The organism is Methylobacterium sp. Leaf399, assembly GCF_001424525.1.
GTDB lineage: Bacteria > Pseudomonadota > Alphaproteobacteria > Rhizobiales > Beijerinckiaceae > Methylobacterium.
This window is the reverse complement of record NZ_LMQK01000001.1, coordinates 461,045-486,048: the sequence shown is the minus strand read 5'-3', so window position 1 is coordinate 486,048 and position 25,004 is coordinate 461,045. Positions and strand designations below refer to the sequence as shown.

Sequence of the window (25,004 nt, the reverse complement as noted above, 5' to 3'; positions counted from 1 at the left end):
TCGGGGCGGGATGGCGGCGTCCGCGTCGCCCCCGTGTCATCTCACCTTCACGGGCCGGCGGCACATGCGGGACCTGACGGACCCACCCGGCCATCTCGGCCGTGCCCCACGCCGCGGCGGAGGCTTGGTCCCGATGGGAGACGCGGGATGTCGACGGCGGAGGAGAGGCCGGCGGCCGGAACGGTCGAGACCGAGGTGGCGCCGATGATCCGGCCGGGCAAGCGCCTGCGCCCTCCCGGTTCGAAGAGCGTCGGCTGGGCCCTCGTGCAGGCGGCGCGGCTGCACCGGTCCCGCATCGGCGACAGGCTCGCCGCCCTCGACTTGTTCGCGGGTCAAGAGCAGGTGGTGCAGGCCCTGGCGATGGCCGGGACCATGACCATGGGCGACCTCGCCGCGACCCTGCGGGTGCGCCCGCCCACCGCCTCCAAGACGATCTCGCGGCTGGCGGCGCTGGGCTTCGTCGAGCGCCGGGCCGAGGCCGGCGACGGCCGCGTCGTCCGGGTGCGCCTCACCGAGGCGGGTCTCGCCAAGGCCGAGGCGATCGAGCGGATCTGGGACGACGTGGAGGCCGAACTCCTCGACGGCTTCGAGGGCAAGGAACGCCGCCGCCTGCGCAAGCTCCTGCGCCGTGCCGCCGGCAATCTCGCCGAGGTGACGGGCGTCGAGGGCCACGAGGCCGAACTCGAAGGCGACCTCGACGAGGACGATGGCCCCTCGGCCTGAGGGGGCGGACAGCGGGCTTTTTGCCGCGACGCAGGGTCACCCACCCAACCCCTATCCGTAGAGGGGAGGGGACGCGCCACGCCGAATCGATCCGGCAGACAAGCGACTCAGACCCCCGCCGCGACGCCGCCCTGCCACCGTCGCGGGTGGTTGCCGGTCCCGGCTCGGCGTAGACCTGCCCGGTCGGGTTCGAGCCGGGAGGACAGCGCATCGCCATGCCAGGAGTCGCCGAACACCCCGGGCCCGGCGAGGTCCGCCGTCGCAGGCTCGCCGGCATCGTGCTGATGTGCGGGACGGTGGCGTTCTTCGCCTGCCTCGACGCCTCGGCCAAGACCCTGGCGCTGGCCGGCGTCGATCCGCTGTTCACCACCTTCATGCGCTACGGCGTCAGCGTCGTGATGGTCTCGGCCTTCATCAATCCCGTGACCACGCCGGGCGTGGTGCGGACCCGGCGGCTGTGGCTGCAGGTGGTGCGCTCGCTGCTGCTGTTCGGTTCCACCGCCCTCAACTTCTTCGCCCTGCGCCATCTGCAACTGGCGGAGACCCTGTCGATCCAGTTCGCCGCGCCGCTCGCCGTCGCGCTCCTGGCGGGGCCGCTCCTGGGGGAATGGTCGTCGCCGCGCCGGCTGGCAGCTATCGCGGTTGGCTTCGTGGGCGTACTGGTGATCGTGCGGCCGGGCGTGGGTGCGTTCCAGCCGGCGGTGCTGCTCAGCCTCGGCAACATGCTCTGCTACGCGTTCTATCTCATCGCCACGCGCAAGCTCGCGGCCATCGATTCCACCGCCACGACGATGTTCTATTCGGGGTTGGCGGGCCTCGCGGTGATGGCGCCGCTGCTGCCCTGGATCTGGAGCGATCCGGCCTCGCCCGGTCTGTGGCTGCTGCTCGTCGGGGTCGGGCTGTTCGGCACCCTCGGGCACTGGCTCCTGGTGCTGGCCCACGCCCGCGCCCCGGCCAACGTGCTGGCCCCGTTCCTCTACACGCAGCTGCTGTGGTCGGTCCTGCTCGGCTACCTCCTGTTCGGCGACGTGCCCCACCGCTGGACGCTGATCGGCGGCGCCATCGTGGTGGCCTCGGGCCTCTACCTCCTGAGCCAGGAGCGCACGCGCCGGCCGGCGTGACCGACCGGCGCGTGCGGCCGCTCAGCGGTGGCGGCGGCGATCGTGGTGATGCTGGCGCGACTTCATCCGCGTGCGGTAGGCGCGACGGCCCGGATCGATGCCGAGCGCCCCGTTGACGGTGCCGACGGCTCCGCCGACCGCGCCCCCGACGATGCCGCCGATGGGGCCTGCGACCCGGTCGCCTTCGGCGGCCCCGCGACGGACGCCCCCGGGCAGGCCCTGGGCCTGGACCGACTCCGCGAAGGTGACGGTGGCGAGAGCGAGGCCGAGGCCGAGCAAGGCGTATTTCATGGCGTATCCTCTGCTTGTTGGTCGTCCGCGCCGGCGCCGGAGCGCCGGGACGGAGCGAGGAATCAACGGTCGAGCTATCAAAAGGTCCCACGCGCGGCCGGTGCTGGCCTCGCGTCCCCGCCGCTGTTAGAGGACAAGGGATGTGCGCTCCCGGCGATCCGTGCGGTATTGACCGCCCTCACCGAATTACGAGCCCGGCCCCCGCCTGAGGGCCCGCGCGAGCGGCCCGCCGGATGCCGGGAGAGCGTGACGCGCCCTTTTTTTCGCGGACGACGGCCCGATGCCGCGCCGCCCTTCAGACTGCGCCAGACGAAGATCATGACCGAGCCGAGCCCCCCCCGCGACTACTCGCAGACCCTGTTCCTGCCGCGTACCGAGTTCCCGATGCGGGCCGGGCTGCCGGTGCGCGAGCCCCTGCTGCTGGCGCGATGGGCCGAGACAGGCCTCTACGGCTGCATCCGCCAGACCGCCGCCGGCCGCCCGAAGTTCGTGCTCCACGATGGGCCGCCCTACGCCAACGGCAACATCCACATCGGCACTGCGCTCAACAAGATCCTCAAGGACGTCATCGTCCGCTCTCAGGGCGCGCTCGGGTTCGACGCGAACTACGTGCCCGGCTGGGACTGCCACGGTCTGCCGATCGAGTGGAAGATCGAGGAGCAGTACCGCGCCAAGGGCCGTAACAAGGACGACGTGCCGGTCCTCGAGTTCCGCCAGGAATGCCGGGCCTTCGCCGGCCAGTGGCTCGACGTGCAACGCGAGGAGTTCAAGCGCCTGGGCGTCACCGGCGACTGGGACCACCCCTACGCCACCATGACGTATCCCGCCGAGGCCACCATCGCGCGCGAACTCATGACCTTCGCGACGACGGGGCAGCTCTACCGCGGCTCGAAGCCGGTGATGTGGTCGGTGGTGGAGAAGACCGCGCTGGCGGAAGCCGAGGTCGAGTACGAGGACCACGTCAGCGATACGATCTTCGCGGCGTTTCCGATCCGTGAGGGGGGCACCGACGACCTAGCGGCTGCCCGCGTCGTCATTTGGACCACGACCCCCTGGACCATGCCGGGCAACCGCGCCGTCGCCTACTCGAAGAAGGTCGCCTACGGCCTCTATCGGGTGACGGCGGCGGCCGAGGACAATTGGGCCAAGGTCGGCGACACCTACCTTCTGGCCGACAGCTTGGCGGCCGGCGTCTTCGAGGCCGCCCGCGTCGAGGCGTTCGAGCGTATTCGGGACGTTCTAGCCTCGGAACTGGCGGGTCTTACGCTGTCACATCCCTTGGCCGGAACGATCCCCGGCTACGACTTCGACGTCCCCCTCCTCGAAGGCGACCACGTCACCGACGAGGCCGGCACCGGCTTCGTCCACACCGCGCCGGGCCACGGCCGCGAGGACTTCGAGGTCTGGACCGCCAACGGTCGCGCGCTCGCGGCGCGCGGCATCGAGACCCGCATCCCCTACACCGTCGACGCCGACGGGGCGCTGACCGAAGAGGCGCCCGGTTTCACGGGAAAACTCGTCCTCACCCCCAAGGGCGAGAAGGGTGACGCCAACAAAGCGGTGATCGCGGCGCTCAGGGAGGCCGGCACCCTCGTCGCCTCGGGCCGGCTCAAGCACAGCTATCCCCACTCCTGGCGCTCGAAGAAGCCGGTCATCTTCCGCAACACGCCGCAGTGGTTCATCGCGCTCGACAGGCCGGTGGATTCCCTCGACGGCCGGACGCTGCGCGACGTCGCCCTCAAGGGCATCGAGGATACCCGCTGGGTGCCGCCGCAGGGCAAGAACCGCATCACCGGCATGGTCGCCAACCGCCCCGACTGGGTGGTCTCGCGCCAGCGCGCCTGGGGCGTGCCGATCACCGTCTTCGTGAATCGGGCTACCGGCGAGGTGCTGCGCGACGAAGCGGTGAACGCTCGCATCGCCGACGCCTTCGCGGCCGAGGGCGCCGACGCCTGGTTCACCGATGCCGACGGCGCCCGCTTCCTGGCACCCGACCACGACCCGGCGGACTACGAGAAGGTCACCGACGTCCTCGACGTCTGGTTCGACTCCGGCTCGACCCATGCCTTCGTGCTCGACGATCCCGCCCAGTTCCCCGGCCTCGCCGGCGTGGTGCGCAAGCGCGACGGCGGCGCCGACACGGTGATGTACCTCGAAGGGTCCGACCAGCACCGCGGCTGGTTCCAGTCCTCGCTGCTGGAATCCGCCGGTACCAGGGGGCGCGCGCCCTACGACATCGTCCTCACCCACGGGTTCGTCCTCGACCCCAAGGGCTTCAAGATGTCGAAGTCGAAGGGCAACGTCGTGGCGCCCCAGAGCATCATCAAGGATGCCGGCGCCGACATCCTGCGCCTGTGGGTGGCGGCCTCCGACTACACCGACGACCTCCGGATCGGGCCGGAGATCATGAAGACCTTCGCCGAGACCTATCGCAAGCTACGCAACTCCTTGCGCTGGATGCTGGGCTCGCTCGCCCATTTCGAGCCGGGCCAGACAATCGCCCACGCCGACCTGCCCGACCTGGAGCGGCTGATCCTGCACCGCCTGTGCGAGCTCGACGGCGAGATCCGCGAGGCCTACGCCGCCTTCGACACCAAGCGGGTGGTGGCGCTTCTGAACGGCTTCATGACCGGCGACCTCTCGGCCTTCTATTTCGACGTGCGCAAGGACGCGCTCTATTGCGACCCGATCTCGTCGCGCACGCGCCTCGCCTCGCTCCAGGTGATCGACGAGACGTTCCGCCGGGTGGTGATCTGGCTGGCCCCGGTGCTGGCGTTCACGGCCGAGGAGGCCTGGCTCGACCGTTATCCCTCCGACGACGGGTCCGTGCATCTGCAGGTGCTGCCGGAGACACCCGCCTCCTGGCGTGACGACGCCCTCGCGGCGCGCTGGCAGAAGGTGCGAAAGGTGCGCCGGGTCGTCACCGGGGCGCTGGAGATCGAGCGGGCGGGAAAACGCATCGGCGCCAGCCTGGAGGCGGCACCCACCGTGTACGTCGCCGACCCCGACCTCCTCGCCGCCCTCGACGGGATCGACGCCGCCGAGGTCTGCATCACCTCCGGCCTCCGCATCGAACCCGGCGAGGGCCCCGCCGAGGCCTTCCGCCTCGACGACGTGCGCGGCGTCGCCGTGGTCCCGGCCCTCGCCGAAGGGACGAAATGCGCCCGCTCCTGGCGGGTCAGCCCCGAGGTCGGCACCGACCCGGAGTATCCCGACGTCACCCCCCGCGACGCGCTGGCGCTGCGGGAATGGGATGCGGCACGGGCAGGGGCGGCGTGACCCGTCGTCCGGGTCATCTCGTCCCGGAACGCCCGAAGCGCCACCCGGGGCCGGATGAGGCAAGGGCGCGGGACCGGCTCAGTTAGCCGGCTTGGCAGGCGGTACTGTTTGCTCCGTTCAGGGTATCGGTTGCGGGTGGGTTGACAATCTTTGCTAAGGGCCGGAAGCGTTCTGGTGGAGGTCTGCCGATGGCGACGATGAACGTATCCCTGCCGGACCCGATGAAGGATTGGGTGGAAGCCCGCGCCCGCACGGGCCGCTACAGCACTGCGAGCGACTATGTCCGCGACCTGATCCGCCGAGACCAGGAACGCGCCGACAGGATCGCCGACCTGCAGACCTTGGTGAGCGAAGGCCTAGAGAGCGGCGAAAGTGGCCGGTCGCGGGACGATATCGCCCGATTGTCCCGGGATATGGCCGCCGCCTCGCGTCAGCCGTGACGATCTGGCGGACGACGAACCGCGCGGACCTCGACATCGCCCACATCTACGGCCACGGCGAACGGGCCTTCGGCATCGAGCAGGCCGAACGCTATCAGGCCGGCCTGTTCGACGCCTTCGACGTGCTGGCGCGGAACCCGCACCTCGCCCATGAACGCCAGGAGATCACTCCGCCGGTCCGCATCCATCCCCACGGCGTCCATGTCATTGTCTATGCCGTCCGGGATACCGGCATCCTGATCGTGCGCGTGTTGCATGGGCGGCAGGATTGGGAGCGGTGGCTATCGTGAACCCGCGCGGCGCGACTTTCCGTCGTGAGCGTGGGACACAGCCGTTGGCCCGGGGGCGCAGGTCTGCTTAGACGAGCACCCATGACCCCCTTCCGCATCGGACTCGTCGCCCTCCTCGTCACCTTGGCCCTCGACCAGGCGACCAAGCTCGGGCTCTACTTCGGCACCGACCTCGTGCTCACCCAGCCCTGGCGGCTGGGGCCCTATGCCGACCTCGTCGTGGTCTGGAACCGGGGCGTGTCCTACGGCCTGTTCCAGCAGGAGGGCGCGCTCGGCCGCTGGATCCTCGTGGCGATCTCGGTCGTGGCGACGGTGGCCCTGGTGGTGTGGATGCGCCGGGCCGGCAGCCGCCTCCTCGCCCTGTCGCTCGGCCTCGTGGCGGGCGGGGCGATCGGCAACGCCATCGACCGGGCCGCCTACGGGGCGGTGTTCGACTTCGTCCACCTGCACGTAGGCGACTGGTCCTGGTACGTGTTCAACGTCGCCGATGCCGCGATCGTCGCCGGCGTCGCCGGCCTCGTCATCGACAGCGTGCGCCCGGCCCCCGCGGCGCGAGAACCCCGGTCGCTGTGACACGCAGGCCACACCGGCGCGGCATGTCCGCACCGGGCTGGTGCGGTGCGGTCAAGGCGCCATACCTTCGCCCGAAACCCGGATCAGGCACGAGGCATGCCGGACCGGGAATGCGCAAGAACGCGACCGGGCTTTGGCAACGGAGTGGGGGTGACATGGTCGGCTATCGCAAGGTCCTCGTCCCATTGGGCGTCGCCGCCTTCGCGGCCTCGGTTCTGACGGGGGCCGCCAGGGCCGAGCAGGGCGAGTTCCTGCGCGACGCCCTCAGCAACCTCGGCCTCGTCGAGGCGGAGCGTCCGCCGATCACCTACCGCGAGCGCGCGCCGCTGGTGATGCCGCCCAAGCTCGGCGCCAAGGCCATCGACACCCGGTCGCTGCCGCAGCCGCGGGCCTTGGAGGCCACGCCGCAATGGCCCAAGGACCCGGAGGTGGCCCGGCGCGAGCGGGCCGTCGTCGAGGCGCGCAAGCCGATCGTCCGTGGCGCCCAGGGGCGCATGGACGACAACAACATGACCCTGTCCATCGACGAGATGCAGGCCGGCCGCCGCGCCGGGGCGCAGATCCCCACCGAGGGCCAGCGCAAGCCCGAGGACGGCAGCCGCGGCGATTCGTTCTGGAGCAATCCCTTCGGCCTCACCGGGGGTGAGAAGACCGAGCCGGTGGAGGCCGCGCCGACCCGCGAGGTCCTCACCCAGCCGCCCACCGACTACCGCCGCGCGCCCACCAAGGTCGCCAGGACCAATGGCGATCCCATCAACAACCCGAGCCGCGAACGCGAGGAAGCGGACCCGGGCCTCTACGTGCGCGGCCAGAGCCGCTACTGACATCCGCTTCGGCCGGCGGCCACCGGGCGCCGGTACGAAATTTGCCCCGACGAGGCGCCCTCCGGGTGGTGCCGAGGGGTGTCGGCCACGATGTCGGCCCGTCACGCGCCGACATCCGAAGGATCATCCATGCATCTGTTCAGGAAGGATACGTCGGCCCTGCTGTCGACCGCCGCGCATCCCATCGCGGGACGGGTCGAGGCGGCACCGTTCGGCCGCTCCGAAGCCGGCGGGCCGGAGGTGTCGTCCTTCACCCTGGACAACGGGCTCGACGTCGTGGTGGTGCCCGATCACCGCGCCCCCGTCGTCACCCACATGATCTGGTACCGCAACGGGTCGGCCGACGATCCGCTCGGACAGTCGGGCATCGCCCACTTTCTCGAGCACCTGATGTTCAAGGGCACCGAGCGCCATCCCGTCGGCGCCTTCTCGAAGGCCGTCTCGGGCCTGGGCGGCCAGGAGAACGCCTTCACCAGTTACGACTACACCGCCTATTTCCAGCGGGTCGCCCGCGACCACCTCGGCACCATGATGGAGTTCGAGGCCGACCGCATGACCGGCCTGGTGCTGGAGGATGCCGTGGTCGGCCCCGAGCGCGACGTGGTGCTGGAGGAGCGTCGCATGCGGGTCGAGACCGACCCCTCGGCCCAGCTCTCCGAGGCCATGGCCGCCTCGCTGTTCGTGCACCACCCCTACGGCATCCCGATCATCGGCTGGATGCACGAGATCGAGGAGCTGAACCGCGCCCACGCCCTCGACTACTACAAGCGGTTCTACACGCCCGAGAACGCGATCCTGGTGGTGGCCGGCGACGTGACGCCGGACGTCGTGCGCAAGCTCGCCGATTCCACCTACGGCCGCGTCACCCCCCAGGGCGCCCGGCCGGTGCGGCTGCGGGCCCGCGAGCCCGAGCCCAAGGCGCTGCGCCGCGTCGCGGTGGCCGATCCCAAGGTCGAGCAGCCGACGCTGCAGCGGCTCTACCTCACCCCCTCCTGCGTCACGGCCCGCGACGGCGAGTGCCATGCCCTGGAACTGCTAGCCGAGGTGCTGGGCGGCGGCTCGACCTCCTACCTCTACCGCAAGCTCGTCATGGAGCAGGGCATCGCGGTGAACGCCGGCGCCTGGTACATGGGCTCGGCCATCGACGACACCCGGTTCTCGGTCTACGCGATCCCCGCCGAGGGCGTCAGCCTGGAGCAGCTCGAGGACGCCGTCGACCGCACCCTGCGCCGGGCGCCGGCCGAGGCCCTGGACGCCGAGGCGATCGAGCGGGCCAAGACCCGGCTCGTGGCCGAGACGGTGTATTCCTCCGACAGCCAGTCGTCGCTCGCCCGCATCTACGGCTCGGCGCTGGCCATCGGCGAGACCATCGAGGAGGTCCGCCGCTGGCCCTCCGACATCGAGGGCGTCACCCGCGAGCGGCTGGCTGCCGCGGCCGAGCGCTACCTCGTCCCGGCCCGCTCGGTCACCGGCCATCTCACCAAGTCCCGCGATCCCGACGCCTGAGGCCGCAGCATCAGCGACCATCGCATTCCGGCAGCGGCCGAGGCCGCGCCACCGCCCCCGAACAACGAGGCTCCCATGAACGCAGTCCAGGTCGATCTGGCCGACACCCGCAGTTCCGCGTCCCAGACCCTGGCCCTGCCGGTGCCGGCCGCCTCGGGCATCGAGGCCTGGCACGTGGAATCGCCGGTGGTGCCGCTGATCGCCCTCTCGTTCGCCTTCGAGGGCGGTGCGGCGCAGGACCCCGAGGGCAAGGCCGGCGTGGCGCAGATGCTGGCCCGCCTCCTCGACGAGGGGGCGGGCGACCTCGTCTCCGACGCCTTCCAGGAGCGGCTGGCGGCGCGCGCGATCGAACTCAGCTTCCACGCCGGGCACGATTCCATCGGCGGCTCGCTCAAGATGCTGGTCAAGCATGCCGACGAGGCCATCGACCTCCTGGCGCTCGCCCTGGCCAAGCCCCGCTTCGACCCCGACGCCGTCGAGCGGGTGCGCGGGCAGACGCTCGCCGGCCTGCGCTACCAGCAGAACGATCCGGGCGTGATGGCCTCGCGCCGGTTCTTCCGCGAGGGCTTTGCCGGCCATCCCTATTCGCGTCCGTCCTCGGGCACGCCCGAGAGCGTGGCCGCCATCACCCGTGACGACCTCGTGGCGATGCACCGCCGCCTGATCGGGCGCGGTGGCATCAAGGTGGCCGCCGTCGGCGCCATCGACGCCGCGCGCCTGGCCGATGCCCTCAACCGCGCCTTCGGCGTCCTCGACGAGACCGCGCCGCTGGAGGCCGTGCCGCAGACCGTGGTGCAGGACCTCGGCCGCCGGGTGGTGGTCGACCTCGACGTGCCGCAGTCGGTGATCCGGTTCGGCATGGGCGGCGTCGCCTGGCGCGACCCCGACTTCATCCCGGCCTACGTCTTCAACCACATCTTCGGCGGCGGCTCCTTCACCTCGCGCCTGTTCCAGGAGGTGCGCGAGAAGCGCGGGCTCGCCTATTCGGTGGGCACCTCGCTCGTCAGCCATCGCGCCAGCGCCATCACCTGGGGCTACACCGCCACCAAGAACGAGCGGGTCGGCGAGGCGATGACCGTGATCTCCGAGGAACTCAACCGCCTCATCGCCGAAGGCCCGTCCGACGAGGAGTTGCAGAAGGCCAAGGACTACCTCACTGGCTCCTATGCGCTCGGCTTCGACACCTCCACCAAGATCGCTCACCAGCTCGTGCAGATCGCCTTCGAGGGGCTCGGCATGGACTACATCGCCCGCCGCAACACCCTGGTGGCCGACGTGACCCAGGCCGACATCCGCCGCGCCGCCGCCCGCACCGTGGCCGACGGCCGGATGCTGGTGGTCGCCGCCGGCCGCCCGACCGACTTTTGATCGGCTGGCCGCGTCCTTGCCTGTGGCGGCGGACGTGACAGATCGAGGCCGGGCTGCCTGCACGCCAGTCCGGCCCCCCTAAGCCTGGAAGCCACCGCCGCATGACCCTCGCCCCGCGCCTGCCGACCGTCCTCGTCCTTGCCATCGTCCTCGCCCTCGGCGCGGGCCCGGCCCTGGCGCACACCGGGCAGGGCGAGGCTCACGGCCTGGCGCAGGGATTCCTCCATCCGCTGATGGGGCTCGACCATCTCCTCGCCATGGTCGGCGTCGGCCTCCTGGCGGCGCGGATCGGGGGGCGTGCCGTCGTGTTGGTGCCGGCGGCCTTCCTGGCGATGATGGCCCTCGGGGGAGCGATGGGCGCCGCCGGGTTCGTCATGCCCATGGTGGAGATCGCCATCGCCGTCTCGGTGGCCGTGCTGGGGGCGATTCTGATGCTGCGGCCCGCCCTGCCGGTCGCGGTGGCGATGGCGGTCGTGGGAGGCTTTGCGCTGTGCCACGGCCATGCCCACGGCGCCGAGATGCCCGATGCCGCCGGCGGTATCGTCTACGGGCTCGGCTTCCTCGCAGCCACGGCCCTTCTTCATGCCACGGGCCTGGGTCTCGGCTTCGCCGCCGGCGGCGCGAACCGCCTGCGCTACGCGGGCGCCGGGCTTGCCGTGGCCGGCCTCGGTCTCCTGGCCGGGGCGTTCTGAAGGGCCGGACCGGGTGGAGCCGGCCTTGCGTTTTCACGTGAAACCGCGAACCGGCCCTGGCGTTCCTGGTCCCGCGTGACGGTGGCGGGGCGATCCCCGGTCCCGCCCCTCGCCCTACATCGTCGCCGCCAGCGACGCGGCCTGTGCCCGTCCCTCGGCGCGGGCGGCCGCATCGAGATCGGCGCCCATCAGGCCCCGTTCGACCAGGATCTGGTGGACGTCGGTGATCCCGACCATGCGAAGCCACGTCGCCATGTAGGTCGCCTGATGGTCGTAGATCGCGGCCGGGAAATCCGCGCCGATGGCGACGCCGCGGGCATTGACCACCACCGCCCTGGCGTCGAGCAGCCCGTTCTGGCCGCGCTCGTCGAAGGTGAACAGCAGGTCCTTCTGCGACACCAGGTCGAACAGGTGCTTGAGCCTGTAGGGGATGCCGTAGTTCCACATCGGCACGCCGAACAGGATCAGGTCCGCCGCGCGAAACCGGTCGGCGAGCACGCGGATCGTGCGCCATGCCTCGTCCTGCGCCGGACTCGAGGGCTCGCCGGCGAGGGCCGGGTATTTGCCGTCGAGCGCGTCGCCGTCGAACGCGGGCAGATCGGTGTTCCAGACGTCGAGGGTATCGACGCTGCCGTCCGGGTGGCGGGCACGCCAGGCGTCGAGGAAGGCCCCCGCCACCTCGATCGAGGCCGAGCGTTCCTTGCGCGGCGAGGTTTCGACGTAGAGCAGGTGCGGCATCCGTCAGGGCTCCGAAGGTGAGGATCGCCACTCAACCTATGGCGACGGACGTGGCCGGCCAGGCGGGTGATGCCCCCTCCGGACGTTTGATGCCATTTCCGGTTGATCACTTCGTGATGCGGACATGGGCTTCGCTCAGGCGCCGCGCGGGCTCGGTGAAACGGGTCCCGCTTGATTCAAGCGGAACCCGTATCACGCGCCACGAACCCCGCGCAGGGGGCGCTTTGCCAACGGCCCGCCGAGGCCCCATTTGAGCCGACAGCGATCCTGCCCGCCGCCGGACATCCCCCATGCAGCTCACCGGTCTCCACCACCTCACCGCGATCACCGCCCAGGCGAGCGCCAACCACGCCTTCTACACGCGGGTGCTGGGCCTCAGGCTCGTCAAGAAGACGGTGAACCAGGACGACGTCTCCGCCTACCACCTGTTCTACGCTGACGGCCTCGCCTCGCCCGGTAGCGACGTCACCTTCTTCGACTGGCCCGCACCCCGGGAGACGCGGGGCACCGGCAGCATCGCGCGCACCGGCCTGCGGGTCGCCGGCCCCGGCGCCATCGCCTGGTGGCATGACCGCCTCTCCCGGAACGGGGGCACGGTCGGCGCGCCGCGGGAGGTCGACGGGCGCCTCACCCTCGCGTTCGAGGACCCGGAGGGCCAGCGCCTCGCCCTGGTCGACGACGGCGGTGCGGGCGAGGCCCACCCCTGGTCGCGGAGCCCCGTGCCGGCCGAGCACCAGATCCGCGGTCTCGGCCCCGTAACCCTGAGCCTGGCCGACGTGGCCCGCACCGGGGCGGTGCTCGTCGAGGTGCTGGGGATGCGCCGGGAGCGCTCCTACGACCTGCCCGAGGGCGAGGTCTCGGTCTACGCGATGGGCGAGGGCGGGCCCGCCGCCGAACTCCATCTCCTGTCCGAGCCCGGCCGGGCGCCGGCCCGGCAGGGGGCGGGCGGCGTCCACCACGTCGCCTTCCGCATCCCCGATGCCGATTACGGGGCCTGGGCGGATCGCCTCCAGCAGCGGCGGATGCCCTCGAGCGGGCCGATCGACCGCTATTACTTCCGCAGCCTGTACTTCCGCGAGCCGGGCGGCGTCCTGTTCGAGATCGCCACCGACGGTCCCGGCTTCACCGCCGACGAGCCCCTGGACACCCTGGGCGAACGCCTCGCGCTTCCGCCGTTCCTGGAGCCGCGCCGGGCGCAGATCGAGGCGGGACTGAAGCCGCTGTAGCGTGGCGGCGCACCGGCCCGGAGCGGGCGGCATCGTTTCGCGTGCCGAGCGCCGGGCCGTCTCGATCACGGGCGGTGCGAAGGCGGGCGGTACGAGTGCGGGCCTTGCCCCTCCACGGGCGCGTGATCGGGGGATCGGGCACATCGGCTTGTTCGGGCCGATCCGCCGTGATAGCGCGCTCTCGCACGACAGACGGATGTCACGACGGTCGCCGGTTCGGCCGTCCGGACGGGCGGCTTTTCGCGGGCCGTGCCAGAACAGACCCTTCCCGAAAGAGGACGACACGCCATGGCCGACACTCCGGCACCGAACGGCAACGGTGGCGCCACGGCGCAGGCCGATGACCTCACCCCGGCGATCAACGCGCTGGCGCAATACGCCAAGGACCTCTCCTTCGAGAATCCGAACGCCCCGCGGTCGCTCCAGCCCCAGGAAGGCGGCGGGCCGCAGATCAACATCCAGGTCAACGTCAACGCCAAGCAGATCGCCGAGGCCGATTTCGAGGTCGAGCTGACCCTCGAGGGCGACGCCAAGATCAACGGCGAAGTGCTGTTCGCGTTCGAGCTGACCTATGCCGGCGTGTTCCGCATGCGCAACATCCCGCAGGACCAGCTCCACCCGGCCGTGATGATCGAGTGCCCGCGCCTCCTCTTCCCCTTCGCCCGCCAGATCATTGCCGAATCGGTGCGCAACGGCGGCTTCCCGCCGCTCTACATCGACCCGATCGACTTCGTCGGCCTCTACCGCCAGAAGGCCTTCGAGGCGCAGGGCCAGACCGAGGGCGCGCCGCTGGCGTCCTGATCCCGGGCCCATCGTCGAGGTCGGCTCCACGCCGGAGCGGGCAGCTGTTTCACGGGAAACGGCCGCCCGCTCCGGCGTCGTCGTTCGTGCGCGACAAATCCAGGGGATCGTGGCGTCATCCCATATCCGGTCGATCACGTCGTGGCGCGGACATGGGCTTCGCTCAGGCGCCGCGCGGGCTCGCCGATACGCGTCCCGCTTGATTCGAGCGAAAACCGTATCAGCCCTTGCGCACCAGCGGCCCCGCCATGGGCGCGCCCTCGGGGGTCAGCAGTCCGCACCGCGCCTCGGCGTCGCGGGCGAGCAGCGGGTCGAGGAGGGACCGGCGCCCGTCGAGGAAGACGATGCTGCGTTCGGCCGACACCGCCTCGGCGGCGTCGGGGATCTCCACCAGGAGATGGGACAGGGCGTAGCGATAGCGCGCGACCCGGGCCGCCGTCTCCAGCCGCACCCAGGCGACGAGGCAGCGGTTCTCGGCCACCCGCAGGGCGGCGTCGCGCACCACCGTATCGTTGAGCGTGCGCAGCGAGGGGAGCCCGCGCAGGCGCAGCGAATCCGCGTCCCGCACCCGCGCGGCGGTGGCCGCGAAGGCCGGCATCAGCCGCGCGTCGGCGCTGGCATCCTCGCCGAGCCGGCGATAGCGCGAGACCGGCGAGCGGAACGATTCGGCCACCAGCGTCTCGTGATAGGCCGTGTCGTCGTCCGCCCGCCAATTCGGCGGCAGCACGCGGCTGCGGGTCAGGTTGGCGAGCACGTCGGTGAAGGCATCGCGTCCGGCCGCCGGCATCAGGTAGCGCCAGGCCCGATCGCGCAGGGTGCGCTCGTCGTCGGTGTAGGGGAACGGGGCGGCTTCGCCGCGCATCTCGGCCGCCAGGGACCCGGTGCTGTCCACGAGGCCGTTCCAGGCGCTGGGCGCACGGCGGCCGAAGTCGCCTTCCTGGACACAGGCCGTGAGCACGGCCGGCGGCGCCGCCACGGCCACGATCACGGCCATCGTCCGGCGGCGGCGTCCTTGCGAGCGGGCGGGCGGCATGGCGATCCCCGTGGCGCCCTCGGGCACCGCTTTTGAAGTCACGAGTGCGATTCACGCGTCGTCCGGCGGGTCGACGGCCCGGACGTCGATGCGGACCCGATCCGTCCGCGGGGTCAGGACGGCTGGCGTCGCCGTCCGTCGGCGGCGGGCGTCTCGTCCGCGGCGCCGAGGTCCGGCGCCATCCGCTCGTAGCGGACCCCGGTGAACAGGAGGATGTCGCCCCGCGGCGCGGTGTCCTCGTCCTCGCGCCGGAGGCGCCGGCTCGGCCGCACCGAAAACGGCAGGATCATCGCCCCGAAGCGCGGCGATGGCCGCTCGGGACTGTCCTGGGTTGGCCTAGGGTCAGCATTCATCGCTGGCGATCCCGTCAATCGTTCACCTCGTCCGTGTCGCTGCGCCGCCCCGGTGCAGGGACGTTGTCGCGGTGGACCCTCCGACCGTCGGCGGCGGGGGCCAGATCATCACGGGGTGGTTAACGGATCGTTTCGGGCGCCGCCGCCCGAGGGAGATCGTGCGGATTGCCGGGGGATATCGCCCTCCCGGTCACAGGGAGGAGGCGCCCGCGGCCCGCGGACTCCGGCCGTCGTCGGCCCGTCTGGCTTGTATATTGCATTTCAGTTAGTCGCCCATGGCGGGCGTTTCCTCCCTTTCACTTGAGCCCCGTTCGCCCGGCGAACGGGGCTTCTTCCATGCCGGAGCCGGGAACTTCGGGTGCGCCGGGGCTTTGGGGCGGGGGAGCTTCGGATCGGCGGTCGCCAGGTGTGGCCCCGTGAGCGCGCCCTGCCTGCATCCGGCTCCCGCCCGCAACGAGGGCGCTTGCTAACCCGGTGCGGCTGCCCGATATCCCGACCTTCGAGCACCCGACCACCCGCCCTCGACCCGTCATGTACACAAGCGAAGGACACCGCAGAATGCGCGTGGTTACCGCACGATCCTCGAGCCCGGCCTCCATCCCGGGACGGCGCCGTCCCGCGCTCCTGGCGCTGGCACCCCTCGCCTTCCTCGTCCTCACCGCATCGCCGGCCCTGGCCCAGCGGGAGGACCAGGGGCTGCAGCTCGGTTGCGCCAACGACTATTTCCGGCTCTGCGCCGGCGTCGATCCCAACAGTTCCGATGCCGAGAAGTGCATGGACCGCAACCGCAGCCGGCTCTCGCCGGAGTGCCGCAACGCCATCGGCGACTACGACCGCCGCACCGGCGGCAAGTCCTCCAAGCGTGGCGCCGACGACTGATCGTCGGCCATCGTCCCCGAACCCTCGACGCGGTCGCGTCGGGGGCGGCCCGTCGCACCAGCGCGGGTCCGCACCAGCGGCAAAGCACCGGAGTTGCCAAGAGCCATGGCCCTGACCGTCGCGGTGCAGATGGACCCGATCCAGGCGATCCGGATCGCGGGGGACACCACCTTCGCCCTCCTGCTCGAAGCGCAGGCCCGCGGGCACAGCCTCCTGTACTACACGCCCGACCGGCTCTCCCTCCAGGGCGGGCGGGTGACGGCGAGCGTGCAGCCCCTCACCGTCCAGGACGTGGAGGGCGCGCACGCGACGCTCGGCGCCGCCGCGCGCATGGACCTGTCGCAGGTCGACGTGGTGCTGATGCGCCAGGACCCGCCCTTCGACATGGCCTATATCACCGCCACCCACATGCTGGAGCGGATCCACCCCCGCACGCTGGTGGTCAACGACCCGGTCGAGGTGCGCAACGCGCCCGAAAAGCTCTACGTCCTGCAATACCCCGACCTGATGCCGCCGACCCTGATCAGCCGCGACAAGGCCGAGATCGAGGCGTTTCGCGCCGAGCACGGCACCGTGGTGATGAAGCCGCTGCACGGCCACGGCGGCGCGGCGGTGTTCCGCGTCGCCCCCGAGGACGCCAACTTCGGCTCGATGTTCGACCTGTTCGCGGTGACCTTCCGCGAGGCCTGGGTGATCCAGAAGTTCCTGCCGCGGATCACCGAGGGCGACAAGCGCATCATCCTGGTGGACGGCGTCGCCATGGGCGCGGTCAACCGGGTGCCGGCGGCCAACGACATCCGCTCCAACCTCGTGCGCGGCGGGGCGGCCAACGCCTCCGAGCTCACCGAGCGCGAGCGCGAGATCTGCGCCGCCATCGGCCCCGAGCTGAAGCGGCGCGGTCTCATCCTGGTGGGCATCGACGTCATCGACGGGCACCTCACCGAGATCAACGTCACCTCGCCCACCGGCATCCGCGCGATCCGCCGCCTCGGCGGCCCCGATCTCGCCGCCGCCACCTGGGACGCGATCGAGGCCCGCCGAGCCGCCCGAGCGTGATCCGCGCAAGCGTGCGACGACCTCTCGGTCGGGATCGTTCGCCCTTTCGCGCCCCGAGGCCGTAAGAGCGCCTTAAGCGCAGCGTGGTCATGATCCCCATGCGGCCGCAGGCGGCCGATGGATCGTGACCGAGTCGCCGATGACCCTCGCACCAGTCATGACCGACCCTGCGGCCTCCGTCCGGCCGGCGCCGCGGGCGGGGTCGCGGGCGGTCCCGGTCTCGTCCCTCGTCGTGTTCCTGGCCCTGGCGGCGACCCTGCTCGCGGCGGCCGATCCCCTCCTCAACGATCCCGATTCGCAGTGGCACGTGGCGGTGGGGCGCTGGATCGTCGACCACCGCACCCTGCCCTGGACCGACCTGTTCTCGCACACCTTCGCCGGCCGGCCCTGGATCGCCAAGGAATGGGCCTCGCAGGTGATCTTCGCGGGCGCCCACGGCGGGGCGGGATGGTGGGGGGTCGCCGTGGTGGCGATCGTGTCGACCGGTGTGGCGCTCGCCGTGATGCACGGCTGGCTGCGGGCCCGCGTCGGGCCGATGGCGGCCCTCGTCGGCGTGGTGCTCGCCTTCGTCGTGCTGGCGCCCCACCTGCTGGCACGGCCGCACATCTTCACCCTGCCGGTGATCGTCGCCTGGACGATCGGTCTCGTCGGCGCCCGCGAGCGCGGGCTCGCGCCGCCGCTGTGGCTGGCGCTGGCGATGACGGCCTGGGCCAACCTCCACGGCAGCTATCCCATCGGCCTCGTCCTGGCCGGCCTCATCGCCTGCGAGGGCGTGGTCGACGGTCCGCGCGCGCTCTGGCGGGGCCGGGCCGCGGCCTGGGGCCTGTTCCTCGCCGCCTCGGCCGCCGCCGCCCTGGCGACGCCCTACGGCATCCGGCCGCTGCTCGTGAACCTCACGCTGTTCGGAGGCGGGGGCGAATCCCTGCGCTTCATCGCCGAATGGCAGCCGATCCGGTTCGACGGGCCGGGCCTCGCCGCCCTCGGCGCCTGCGCGGTCGCGCTGTGGGTGCTCGCCGCCGAGCCCCGCGCCAACGCCTTCCGGATCGGTCTGGTCCTGATCCTCGCCGCCATGATGGTCCGGCACAGCCGGTTCATGGATCTCTTCGTCCTGGTGGCGCCCTTCCTCGTGGCCGGGCCGGCCGCGCGGCGGTTCTCTGCCCTGAGGACCGCAGCGACGTCCCTCGCGCCGACGACGGGACGCGCCTGGAGCGCGGTGATCGCGCTCGCCGCCGTCGTCCTCGTCCTGGCCGCCACGGCGGCACCCCAGCCCGCCCCGACCATGACGCCGGTGGCCGCCCTGGAGGCGGCGCGCGCGAAGGGCCTCACCGGGCCGGTCTACAACGACTACGACTTCGGCGGCTTCCTGATCGGCGCCGGAGTCCCGACCTTCATCGACGGGCGCGCCGACCAGATCTTCCTCGGCGGTTTCATGAACGACCTCCACCGCGCCGTGGACGCCGCCGACCATGCCCCCTTCGACGCCCTGCTGCGACGCCACGGCGTCACCTGGGCCCTGGTGCGGGCACAGGGCGCCGAGGCCGGGCATCTGAGCGCCCTCGACGGCTGGACCCTGCTGCACCGCGACCCCGTCGCGGCGGTCTATATGCGGGATCGCTAGGCCGTTCGCTTCGCCGCCCGCGCGCGGAAGGCGCCCCTCTTCCTCGACGGGACGGGGTTGGATTTGCCTGCCTCTGCTGCGGGTCGCCCGGCCACCCCCGCCCCGAAGCCTTCCCCGCAAGGGGGAGGGGATGCGTATGGCGGCCGGCGATCCCCCTCGGCATCAGCCCCGGTTGGCGGTCACCGCGAGTTCGGGCTTGTGGTTGAGGGTCTGGAACACGACGCAGTAGCGCTCGGTGAGCTTGAGCAGCTGGTCGAGCTTCTCCTGGGGCGCGTCGGTGTCGAGGGCGAAGGCGAGGCGGATCGCCCGGAAGCCCACCGGCGCCTCCTTGTCGACGCCCAGCGTCCCGCGGAAATCGAGGTCGCCCTCCGCGCTCACGGTACCGGCGCGCAGCTCGATTTCGAGGGCGGTGGCCACGGCCTTGAGGGTGACGCCGGCGCAGGCCACCAGGGCCTCGAGCAGCATGTCGCCCGAGCACAGTTCGGCGCCCGAGCCGCCCGTGGCCGGGTGCAGGCCGGCGATGGCGAGAGCCCGTCCGGTCTCGACCTTGCAGGCGATGGAGGAGTCGTCGAGGGTGCCCCTGGCCTTCAGGGTGATGACGGCGGAATCGGGCGCGCTGCGGTACCGGTCCTTGAGCGGGGCCTGGAGCGAGCGGAGCGTGGTGGCGTCCATGGGCGTCGGTTTTCCGTGTCTGATGCGGACGTGAGGAGCGGTCCCGCGTCTAACCCGGGCGGCGGCCCGAGGCTACCGCCGGCACGCTACCACCACAGCGCGGCGTCGTTGGGGGTGTCGTCCTTGTCCTGGCGCGGGCGCAGGGAGCGGTCGAGGGCGGTGAGGATCTGGCGGGTGGCCGCCTCGCTGCGGGTGGAGGTCGGGTTGCGCGGGCGGGCGAGCGGCAGGGCGATGGTGTCGTCGAGGCGCCCGGGCTTGGGCCGCATCACCACCGCCCGGTCGGCCAGGGCCACGGCCTCCGCCACGTCGTGGGTGACGATCAGCACGGTGGGGCGCACCTCCTCCCACAGGGCGAGGAGGTGGCCGTGCAGGTCCTTGCGGGTGAAGGCGTCGAGCGCCGAGAACGGCTCGTCGAGGAGCAGCACCCGCGGATTGGCCACGAAGGCGCGGGCGATGGCGACCCGCTGTTGCTGTCCGCCCGAGAGTTCCCGTGGCCAGCGGGCGGCGTGTTCGGCGAGGCCGACCCGGTCGAGGGCATGGGCGACCCGCTCGCGGCGCTCGGCCTTGGGGACCTCGGAAAGACCGAAGCCGACGTTGTCGGCCACGTCGAGCCAGGGCAGCAGGCGTGGCTCCTGGAACACGAGGCCGACGCCGGGGTGCGGCCCGGCGATGGCCTCGCCGTCGAGGCTGATCGTGCCCTCGCTGGCCCGGTCGAGCCCGGCCACGAGGCGCAGCAGGGTGGTCTTGCCGCAGCCCGATCCGCCGATCAGCGCGACGATCTCGCTCTTCTCCACCGAGAGCGTGATGCCGGACAGGGCCCGGGTCCCGTCGGCGTAGGTTTTGGAGAGGGCATCGAGGATCAGCATGGTCGTTTTTGGACGTGCCAGGAAAGACGGGACTTGTGAAGCGGGGATGGACCGGCGGCGGTGTGCCGGTCGGGAGAAGCCCCCGTGGCGCTGGTCCGCATGCGAGAGGGAATGGCGGCCAGCCTCGCCGGTCACCGCGGTTGCGGGCGGCGGCTCGCACCCCAGCCATGCCGTGAGCGCAGGAACGGGCCCGTTAACCGACCGTTCATGCAGCACGACACGTTCAACCAAGCGCCGCAAAGGCGCACGAGGAACAACTCCCCCATGTCCAACCTTCGCCTCATCGCCGCCCTCGGCCTGTCCGTGGCCGCCCTGGCCACGCCGGCCTTCGCCCAGGATGCGCTGTCCGTGCGCGTGGCGCCGCAGTTCGACGCCGATGCGCCCGAGGCCAGAAACACCGAGGCCTTCCGCGGCGCCGCCCTGCGCTCGGACGCCGTGAGCATCGAGTCGAGCCGCATCGCCCTCGAGCGCTCGCGCAACCCGAACGTCCGCGCCTACGCCAAGAACGTCCTCGTGGAGCGCAAGGCCACCACCGATGCGCTGCTGCCGGCCGGCACCTCGCTCACCGCCGGCGGCACCGTGGTGTCCGACGTGCAGCCCTTCGAGACCCGCCTCGACAACCCGATCGGCGTGGTGCTGGCGCCGGTGACCATCTCGGCCACCATCGCGCAGACGATCGTCGGCGGCGTGCTCGGCGGCGTCGGCATCATCGACAACAGCCCGGCCGAGCCCGGCCGTCGCGTCGCCATCGGCGCCGAGGGCCAGGCCCGCATCGACCGCCTCAAGACCGCCCGCGGCGGACGCGACTTCGACCGGACCTACGTGAGCCAGCAGGCGCGCTCGGACGCCCGGACGCTCGGCCTCTACGATGCCTACGCCCGCAACGGCGACGACAGCCAGGGCCGCGCGTTCGCCCGTCAGGCATTGCCCTACATCGCCAACGAGCACGGCCATTCGGCCCGTCTCGCCGGCCGCATCGGCGGCTGAATCCCGCCGACCCTCCGACCATGCGAAATGGGCCGCTCCATCCGGGGCGGCCCTTTTCGTTCGGAATCCTCAGGCCGCCTTCGCCGGGATCTCCGTCCGTTCCGGCGTGCCGTGGGTGGCATCCGAGAATAGCGCGATCTCGCCGGGGCGGCCCATCAGGTAGCCCTGCGCGGAATCGCAGTTCTCTGCCTGGAGGAACCGCAACTCCCCCGCCGTCTCGACGCCCTCGGCCAGCACCGGCAGGCCGAGCCCGCGCCCGAGGCCGAGCACCGACCGGACGATGGCCGCGGCCTGCCGGTTGAGGTCGACCCCGTGGATGAACGAGCGGTCGATCTTGATCTTGTCGAAGGGGAAGCTGCGCAGGTTCGACAGCGACGAATAGCCGGTGCCGAAATCGTCCATGGCGATGCCGATGCCGAGCGCCTTGAGTTCGAGGAGCGCCGAGAGCGCATGGGCCGGATCGCGGATCAGCGCCGTCTCGGTGATCTCGATCTCCAGGCGGGCCGGATCGAGGCCGGCCTCGGCCAGGATCTCGCGGACGCTCCCGACGAAGCCCGGCGTATGGATCTGCACGCCGGAGACGTTGACGGCGATTCCCAGCGGGTTGGTCCAGCGCGCCGCCTCGCGGCAGGCCTCGCGCAGGACCCAGTCGCCGATCTCGAGGATGATGGCGCATTCCTCGGCGATGGGGATGAAGATCCCCGGCGAGACCGTCCCGCGCTCGGGATGGACCCAGCGCAGCAGCGCCTCGAAGCCCGTGGTGACACCGGTCTGAACGTCGGTCTGGGGCTGGTAGACCACCCGCAGTTCGCCCTGGGCGATGGCGTGGCGCAGGTCGTGCTCGATCAGGCGCCGCTCGCGGACCTCGGAGCCCATCTGCGCCTCGAAGAAGCGGTAGCCGCCGCGCGCCTGCGCCTTGGCGCGGCTCAGCGCCGTCGCGGCGGCGTTCATCAGGTCCTCCCGCCCGGTGGCGTCGTCGGGAAAGAGGGCGATGCCGATGCTGGCGTTGGCGCCGGTGCATTTGGTCTGGCGCAGCGCCGCCATGATGCGCTCGGCGAGCCGCCCGGCCGCCACCGCCTGGTGGCAGGGGCAGATGATGCCGAACTCGTCGCCCCCGAGGCGACCCATGGTCATCGCACCGTCGAGCAGGCCCGACACCACGGTGGCCACACGCCGGAGGACCGCATCGCCGCCGGCCTGGCCGAAGAGGTCGTTGATCTCCTTGAAGCCGTCGAGGTCGAGGGAGAGGACCGCCAGCCGTCCGCACAGCGCATCGGCGACCCGCATGTCCTGGTCGAGGCGGGCGTGGAAGCGCGTGCGGTTGGGCAGCCCGGTCAGGGCGTCGTGATGCGCCAGGAACTCGATCCGGCGCTCGGCCCGATGCCGGGCGCGCAGGTCGCCGATGGAAAAGGCGACGTGCGGTTCGCCGGCGTAGTCGAGGCCGCGCCCGACCAGGGCGACCGGGATGTCGTGGCCGTCGGCACCGCGCATCCGCGCTTCGACGGGGGTGCCCCCGGACCGGTCGAGGGCGAGGTGGATCGCGTCGGACGGCAGAAGCTCCGACAGGTGCGATCCCACCAGCCGGTCGGCGTCCACGCCCGCGATGGCGACGAAGCTGTCGTTGGCGCTCACGATCACGTCGCCCCGGCAGATCACCAGGGATTCCACCGCCGCGTTGGCGAGGCTGCGCAGGCGCTCGCCCTGCAAACCGGCCTGGCGCCGGTCCCGGATGTCGAGGGTGAGGGCGGCGCAGGCCATGGCGAGGACCATGGCGCTGATGACGGCCACGGCCGCCGCCATCCATTCCGGCTGGATCGCGGCCGTCGGCCCGGCGAGATCCGCGACGGGTACGATCGCGAGCGCGGTCATCGCGGTGACATGGTGGCCACAGATGGCGCACACGAGAAGCCCGGCGCTCGCGAGCTGGAACGTGACCGCGCCGCGCCGCAGGGCCAGCGACAGGGACAGACTGCTGAACACCATGCCGGCGGCGATGGAGGCCGCGACGAGGTCGGCGGACCAGGAGAACCGACCGCCGATCTCGAAGGCGACCATGCCGGCGAAATGCATGGCCGCGATGCCGGCGCCCAGGATCGTTCCGCCGATCCAGGCCCTGCCGCGCAGGTCCGAGATCAGGGCGATCGTCAGCCCCGCCCAGGTGAGTGCCACCGCGAAGACGAGGGAGGCCGCGGTGGGAACGATGGCGTAGGTGCTCGACAGCGCCGACGCATTGGCCATCAGCGCGACGAAATGCGTCGCCCAGATGCCCGAGCCGCCCGCGAGCGCCGCGACGGCCAGCCAGAAGCTTCGTCCGCGATCGTCGGAGGCCTGGGCGTGGCGCAGCAGTCCGATCACGGTGACGGCCGACAGGGCGCAGATCAGGGAGGCGACGGCGACCAGCAAAGGATCGTGTTGGTCGGCTAGACAGCCGAGGACCGAGAGCATGTCGAACGTCCGCACCACCACTGGACGCACCATGGTAACGGCACCCCAAAAAAGCGTTAAAGGCGGCCGTCAACAACTTATGTATGCATTATTCGCTCCTGGCGCCCCGGACGTCCGTTTCGCCGGGGATCGTGCGGCTGCGACGCGCGCGCCGGTTTGGTGTGCCCGCAGGTGTTTGGTAGGGATGCCGCGATGACCCTCGCCGTGGCCGCCCTCTATCGGTTCGTCCCGCTGCCGGATGCCGTGGACCTCCGGCCCGGCCTCGAGGCGCTCTGCCTCGCCCATGGCATCTCGGGCACGATCCTCCTGGCGCAGGAGGGCATCAACGGCACGGTGGCCGGCGCGGGCGACGACATGGCCGCCTTCCTCGGCGCCCTGCGCCACGGCCCGCTGTTCGGGGGGCGGCTCCACGAGATGGACTGCAAGCTGTCGGGTGCACGCGCGACGCCGTTCGGCCGGCTCAAGGTGCGGGTGAAGCGCGAGATCGTGGCCTTCGACGGCGGCCGCACCGACCCCGCCGCCGGGGGCGCCCGGCCCGTGGCGGCGAGCGATTGGAATGCGCTCCTCGACCGGCCGGACCTCCTCCTCATCGATACCCGCAACCGGTTCGAGGTCGCGCTGGGGAGCTTTCCCGGCGCGATCGACCCCGGCATGACCCGGTTCTCCGGGTTTCGCGCCTATGCCGACGCCCTCGATCCCGCGCGCCATCCGGCGGTGGCGATGTTCTGCACCGGCGGCATCCGCTGCGAGAAGGCGGGCGCCTACCTGCGCGCGCGCGGGTTCGGCGAGGTCTACAGCTTGGCCGGCGGCATCCTGCGCTACCTCGAGACGGTGCCCGAGGCGCACAGCCGCTGGAGGGGCGACTGCTTCGTGTTCGACGACCGGATCGCCCTGGGGCCCGGCCTCGTCGAGCGGCCCGACCACGCCTCGGAGACGTTGCGGTGAGTGCTGTCGCGGTGAACGCCATCGACCCGGCCCGGATCGACACCCTGGAGATGCGCCTGACCGAGCAGGACCGCATGCTCGACGACCTCAACCGCACCATCACCGAGCAGTGGCGACTGATCGACCGCCTGACGCGCCAGGTCGCCGCCCTCACCGAGCGGGTCGAGGAAGCCGGCAGCCGGGCCTCCGGTAGCGCGCCCGAGCCGCCGCCGCCGCATTACTGACGTCGAGGACGCCCCGGGGCGGGCTGCGGACTGTTCATGGTTTGCCGGGACGGC

At 71.5% G+C, this 25,004-nt stretch carries 25 protein-coding genes; 18 read left to right on the top strand and 7 right to left on the bottom strand.

Features of this window, described 5'->3' with window-relative positions:
* The first annotated feature begins 204 nt into the window (after positions 1–204).
* Complete coding sequence (locus tag ASG40_RS02260; protein ID WP_244472253.1) at positions 205–723, top strand: MarR family winged helix-turn-helix transcriptional regulator; 519 nt, start codon at positions 205–207, stop codon at positions 721–723.
* A gap of 215 nt (positions 724–938) precedes the next feature.
* The gene (locus ASG40_RS02255; protein ID WP_055879798.1) at positions 939–1,844 is read left to right on the top strand and encodes a DMT family transporter; all 906 of its coding nucleotides are present in this window, start codon (positions 939–941) and stop codon (positions 1,842–1,844) included.
* Positions 1,845–1,865: 21 nt separating this feature from the next.
* Here ASG40_RS02255 and ASG40_RS02250 read toward each other — a convergent pair whose 3' ends face one another.
* Positions 1,866–2,135: a hypothetical protein gene (locus ASG40_RS02250; RefSeq protein WP_055879795.1), complete on the bottom strand. Its 270-nt coding sequence runs from the start codon at positions 2,133–2,135 to the stop codon at positions 1,866–1,868.
* Between the two features lie 318 nt (positions 2,136–2,453).
* Here ASG40_RS02250 and ileS point away from each other — a divergent pair, with 318 nt between their 5' ends.
* From ileS to ASG40_RS02210, 8 genes are all read left to right on the top strand, one after another.
* On the top strand, positions 2,454–5,414 hold the full coding sequence (gene ileS, locus ASG40_RS02245; RefSeq protein WP_055879791.1) for an isoleucine--tRNA ligase: 2,961 nt from the start codon (positions 2,454–2,456) through the stop codon (positions 5,412–5,414).
* A gap of 188 nt (positions 5,415–5,602) precedes the next feature.
* Positions 5,603–5,854 carry a type II toxin-antitoxin system ParD family antitoxin gene (locus ASG40_RS02240; protein ID WP_055879787.1) on the top strand — a complete coding sequence of 84 codons (252 nt, stop codon included), beginning with the start codon at positions 5,603–5,605 and terminating at the stop codon, positions 5,852–5,854.
* On the top strand, positions 5,851–6,144 hold the full coding sequence (locus ASG40_RS02235) for a type II toxin-antitoxin system RelE/ParE family toxin (RefSeq protein ID WP_055879783.1): 294 nt from the start codon (positions 5,851–5,853) through the stop codon (positions 6,142–6,144). The genes ASG40_RS02240 and ASG40_RS02235 overlap by 4 nt, the downstream gene beginning before the upstream one ends.
* 81 nt (positions 6,145–6,225) lie before the next feature.
* Positions 6,226–6,717 carry a signal peptidase II gene (lspA, locus tag ASG40_RS02230; protein WP_055879780.1) on the top strand — a complete coding sequence of 164 codons (492 nt, stop codon included), beginning with the start codon at positions 6,226–6,228 and terminating at the stop codon, positions 6,715–6,717.
* Positions 6,718–6,872: 155 nt separating this feature from the next.
* On the top strand, positions 6,873–7,541 hold the full coding sequence (locus tag ASG40_RS02225) for a hypothetical protein (RefSeq protein WP_055879777.1): 669 nt from the start codon (positions 6,873–6,875) through the stop codon (positions 7,539–7,541).
* A gap of 129 nt (positions 7,542–7,670) precedes the next feature.
* Entirely contained in the window at positions 7,671–9,047 is a 1,377-nt protein-coding gene (locus ASG40_RS02220; protein ID WP_055879773.1) for a M16 family metallopeptidase, read from the top strand.
* Positions 9,048–9,122: 75 nt separating this feature from the next.
* Positions 9,123–10,415 carry a M16 family metallopeptidase gene (locus ASG40_RS02215; RefSeq protein WP_055879770.1) on the top strand — a complete coding sequence of 431 codons (1,293 nt, stop codon included), beginning with the start codon at positions 9,123–9,125 and terminating at the stop codon, positions 10,413–10,415.
* Between the two features lie 101 nt (positions 10,416–10,516).
* The gene (locus ASG40_RS02210; protein ID WP_055879766.1) at positions 10,517–11,107 is read left to right on the top strand and encodes a HupE/UreJ family protein; all 591 of its coding nucleotides are present in this window, start codon (positions 10,517–10,519) and stop codon (positions 11,105–11,107) included.
* A 114-nt stretch (positions 11,108–11,221) separates the two neighbouring features.
* On the opposite strand, the gene ASG40_RS02205 is transcribed toward ASG40_RS02210, so the two are convergent.
* Positions 11,222–11,845 (bottom strand): FMN-dependent NADH-azoreductase, encoded by a 624-nt coding sequence (locus tag ASG40_RS02205; RefSeq protein ID WP_055879764.1) that lies wholly within the window; start codon positions 11,843–11,845, stop codon positions 11,222–11,224.
* Between the two features lie 290 nt (positions 11,846–12,135).
* On the opposite strand from ASG40_RS02205, the gene ASG40_RS02200 reads away from it, so the two are divergent.
* Together ASG40_RS02200 and secB are read left to right on the top strand one after the other, a co-directional pair.
* Positions 12,136–13,071 (top strand): ring-cleaving dioxygenase, encoded by a 936-nt coding sequence (locus ASG40_RS02200; protein ID WP_055879761.1) that lies wholly within the window; start codon positions 12,136–12,138, stop codon positions 13,069–13,071.
* Between the two features lie 288 nt (positions 13,072–13,359).
* Positions 13,360–13,872 carry a protein-export chaperone SecB gene (gene secB, locus ASG40_RS02195; RefSeq protein ID WP_055879758.1) on the top strand — a complete coding sequence of 171 codons (513 nt, stop codon included), beginning with the start codon at positions 13,360–13,362 and terminating at the stop codon, positions 13,870–13,872.
* 220 nt (positions 13,873–14,092) lie between these two features.
* On the opposite strand, the gene ASG40_RS02190 is transcribed toward secB, so the two are convergent.
* Positions 14,093–14,866, bottom strand: coding sequence for a hypothetical protein (locus tag ASG40_RS02190; protein ID WP_156387544.1), 774 nt, complete (start codon positions 14,864–14,866; stop codon positions 14,093–14,095).
* Positions 14,867–15,018: 152 nt separating this feature from the next.
* Positions 15,019–15,258: a hypothetical protein gene (locus ASG40_RS20940; protein ID WP_156387508.1), complete on the bottom strand. Its 240-nt coding sequence runs from the start codon at positions 15,256–15,258 to the stop codon at positions 15,019–15,021.
* A 558-nt stretch (positions 15,259–15,816) separates the two neighbouring features.
* Between ASG40_RS20940 and ASG40_RS02185 the strand changes: the two genes are divergently transcribed.
* From ASG40_RS02185 to ASG40_RS02175, 3 genes are all read left to right on the top strand, one after another.
* Positions 15,817–16,137: a hypothetical protein gene (locus ASG40_RS02185; protein WP_055879755.1), complete on the top strand. Its 321-nt coding sequence runs from the start codon at positions 15,817–15,819 to the stop codon at positions 16,135–16,137.
* Positions 16,138–16,242: 105 nt separating this feature from the next.
* A complete protein-coding gene (gene gshB / locus ASG40_RS02180) occupies positions 16,243–17,193 on the top strand; it encodes a glutathione synthase (protein WP_055879752.1) in 951 nt (316 codons plus the stop codon).
* A gap of 139 nt (positions 17,194–17,332) precedes the next feature.
* Complete coding sequence (locus tag ASG40_RS02175; RefSeq protein ID WP_055881133.1) at positions 17,333–18,811, top strand: hypothetical protein; 1,479 nt, start codon at positions 17,333–17,335, stop codon at positions 18,809–18,811.
* A gap of 162 nt (positions 18,812–18,973) precedes the next feature.
* On the opposite strand, the gene ASG40_RS02170 is transcribed toward ASG40_RS02175, so the two are convergent.
* Positions 18,974–19,483: an OsmC family protein gene (locus tag ASG40_RS02170; RefSeq protein ID WP_055879750.1), complete on the bottom strand. Its 510-nt coding sequence runs from the start codon at positions 19,481–19,483 to the stop codon at positions 18,974–18,976.
* An 86-nt stretch (positions 19,484–19,569) separates the two neighbouring features.
* Entirely contained in the window at positions 19,570–20,349 is a 780-nt protein-coding gene (locus ASG40_RS02165; RefSeq protein WP_055879747.1) for an ABC transporter ATP-binding protein, read from the bottom strand.
* Positions 20,350–20,613: 264 nt separating this feature from the next.
* Between ASG40_RS02165 and ASG40_RS02160 the strand changes: the two genes are divergently transcribed.
* Positions 20,614–21,336 (top strand): DUF4142 domain-containing protein, encoded by a 723-nt coding sequence (locus tag ASG40_RS02160; protein WP_055879743.1) that lies wholly within the window; start codon positions 20,614–20,616, stop codon positions 21,334–21,336.
* A gap of 69 nt (positions 21,337–21,405) precedes the next feature.
* On the opposite strand, the gene ASG40_RS02155 is transcribed toward ASG40_RS02160, so the two are convergent.
* Positions 21,406–23,814 carry a bifunctional diguanylate cyclase/phosphodiesterase gene (locus ASG40_RS02155; protein WP_338011758.1) on the bottom strand — a complete coding sequence of 803 codons (2,409 nt, stop codon included), beginning with the start codon at positions 23,812–23,814 and terminating at the stop codon, positions 21,406–21,408.
* A gap of 159 nt (positions 23,815–23,973) precedes the next feature.
* On the opposite strand from ASG40_RS02155, the gene trhO reads away from it, so the two are divergent.
* Together trhO and ASG40_RS02145 are read left to right on the top strand one after the other, a co-directional pair.
* Positions 23,974–24,726: an oxygen-dependent tRNA uridine(34) hydroxylase TrhO gene (trhO, locus tag ASG40_RS02150; RefSeq protein WP_055879740.1), complete on the top strand. Its 753-nt coding sequence runs from the start codon at positions 23,974–23,976 to the stop codon at positions 24,724–24,726.
* Between the two features lie 20 nt (positions 24,727–24,746).
* Positions 24,747–24,950: a SlyX family protein gene (locus ASG40_RS02145; RefSeq protein WP_082494328.1), complete on the top strand. Its 204-nt coding sequence runs from the start codon at positions 24,747–24,749 to the stop codon at positions 24,948–24,950.
* The last annotated feature ends 54 nt before the right edge of the window (positions 24,951–25,004 follow it).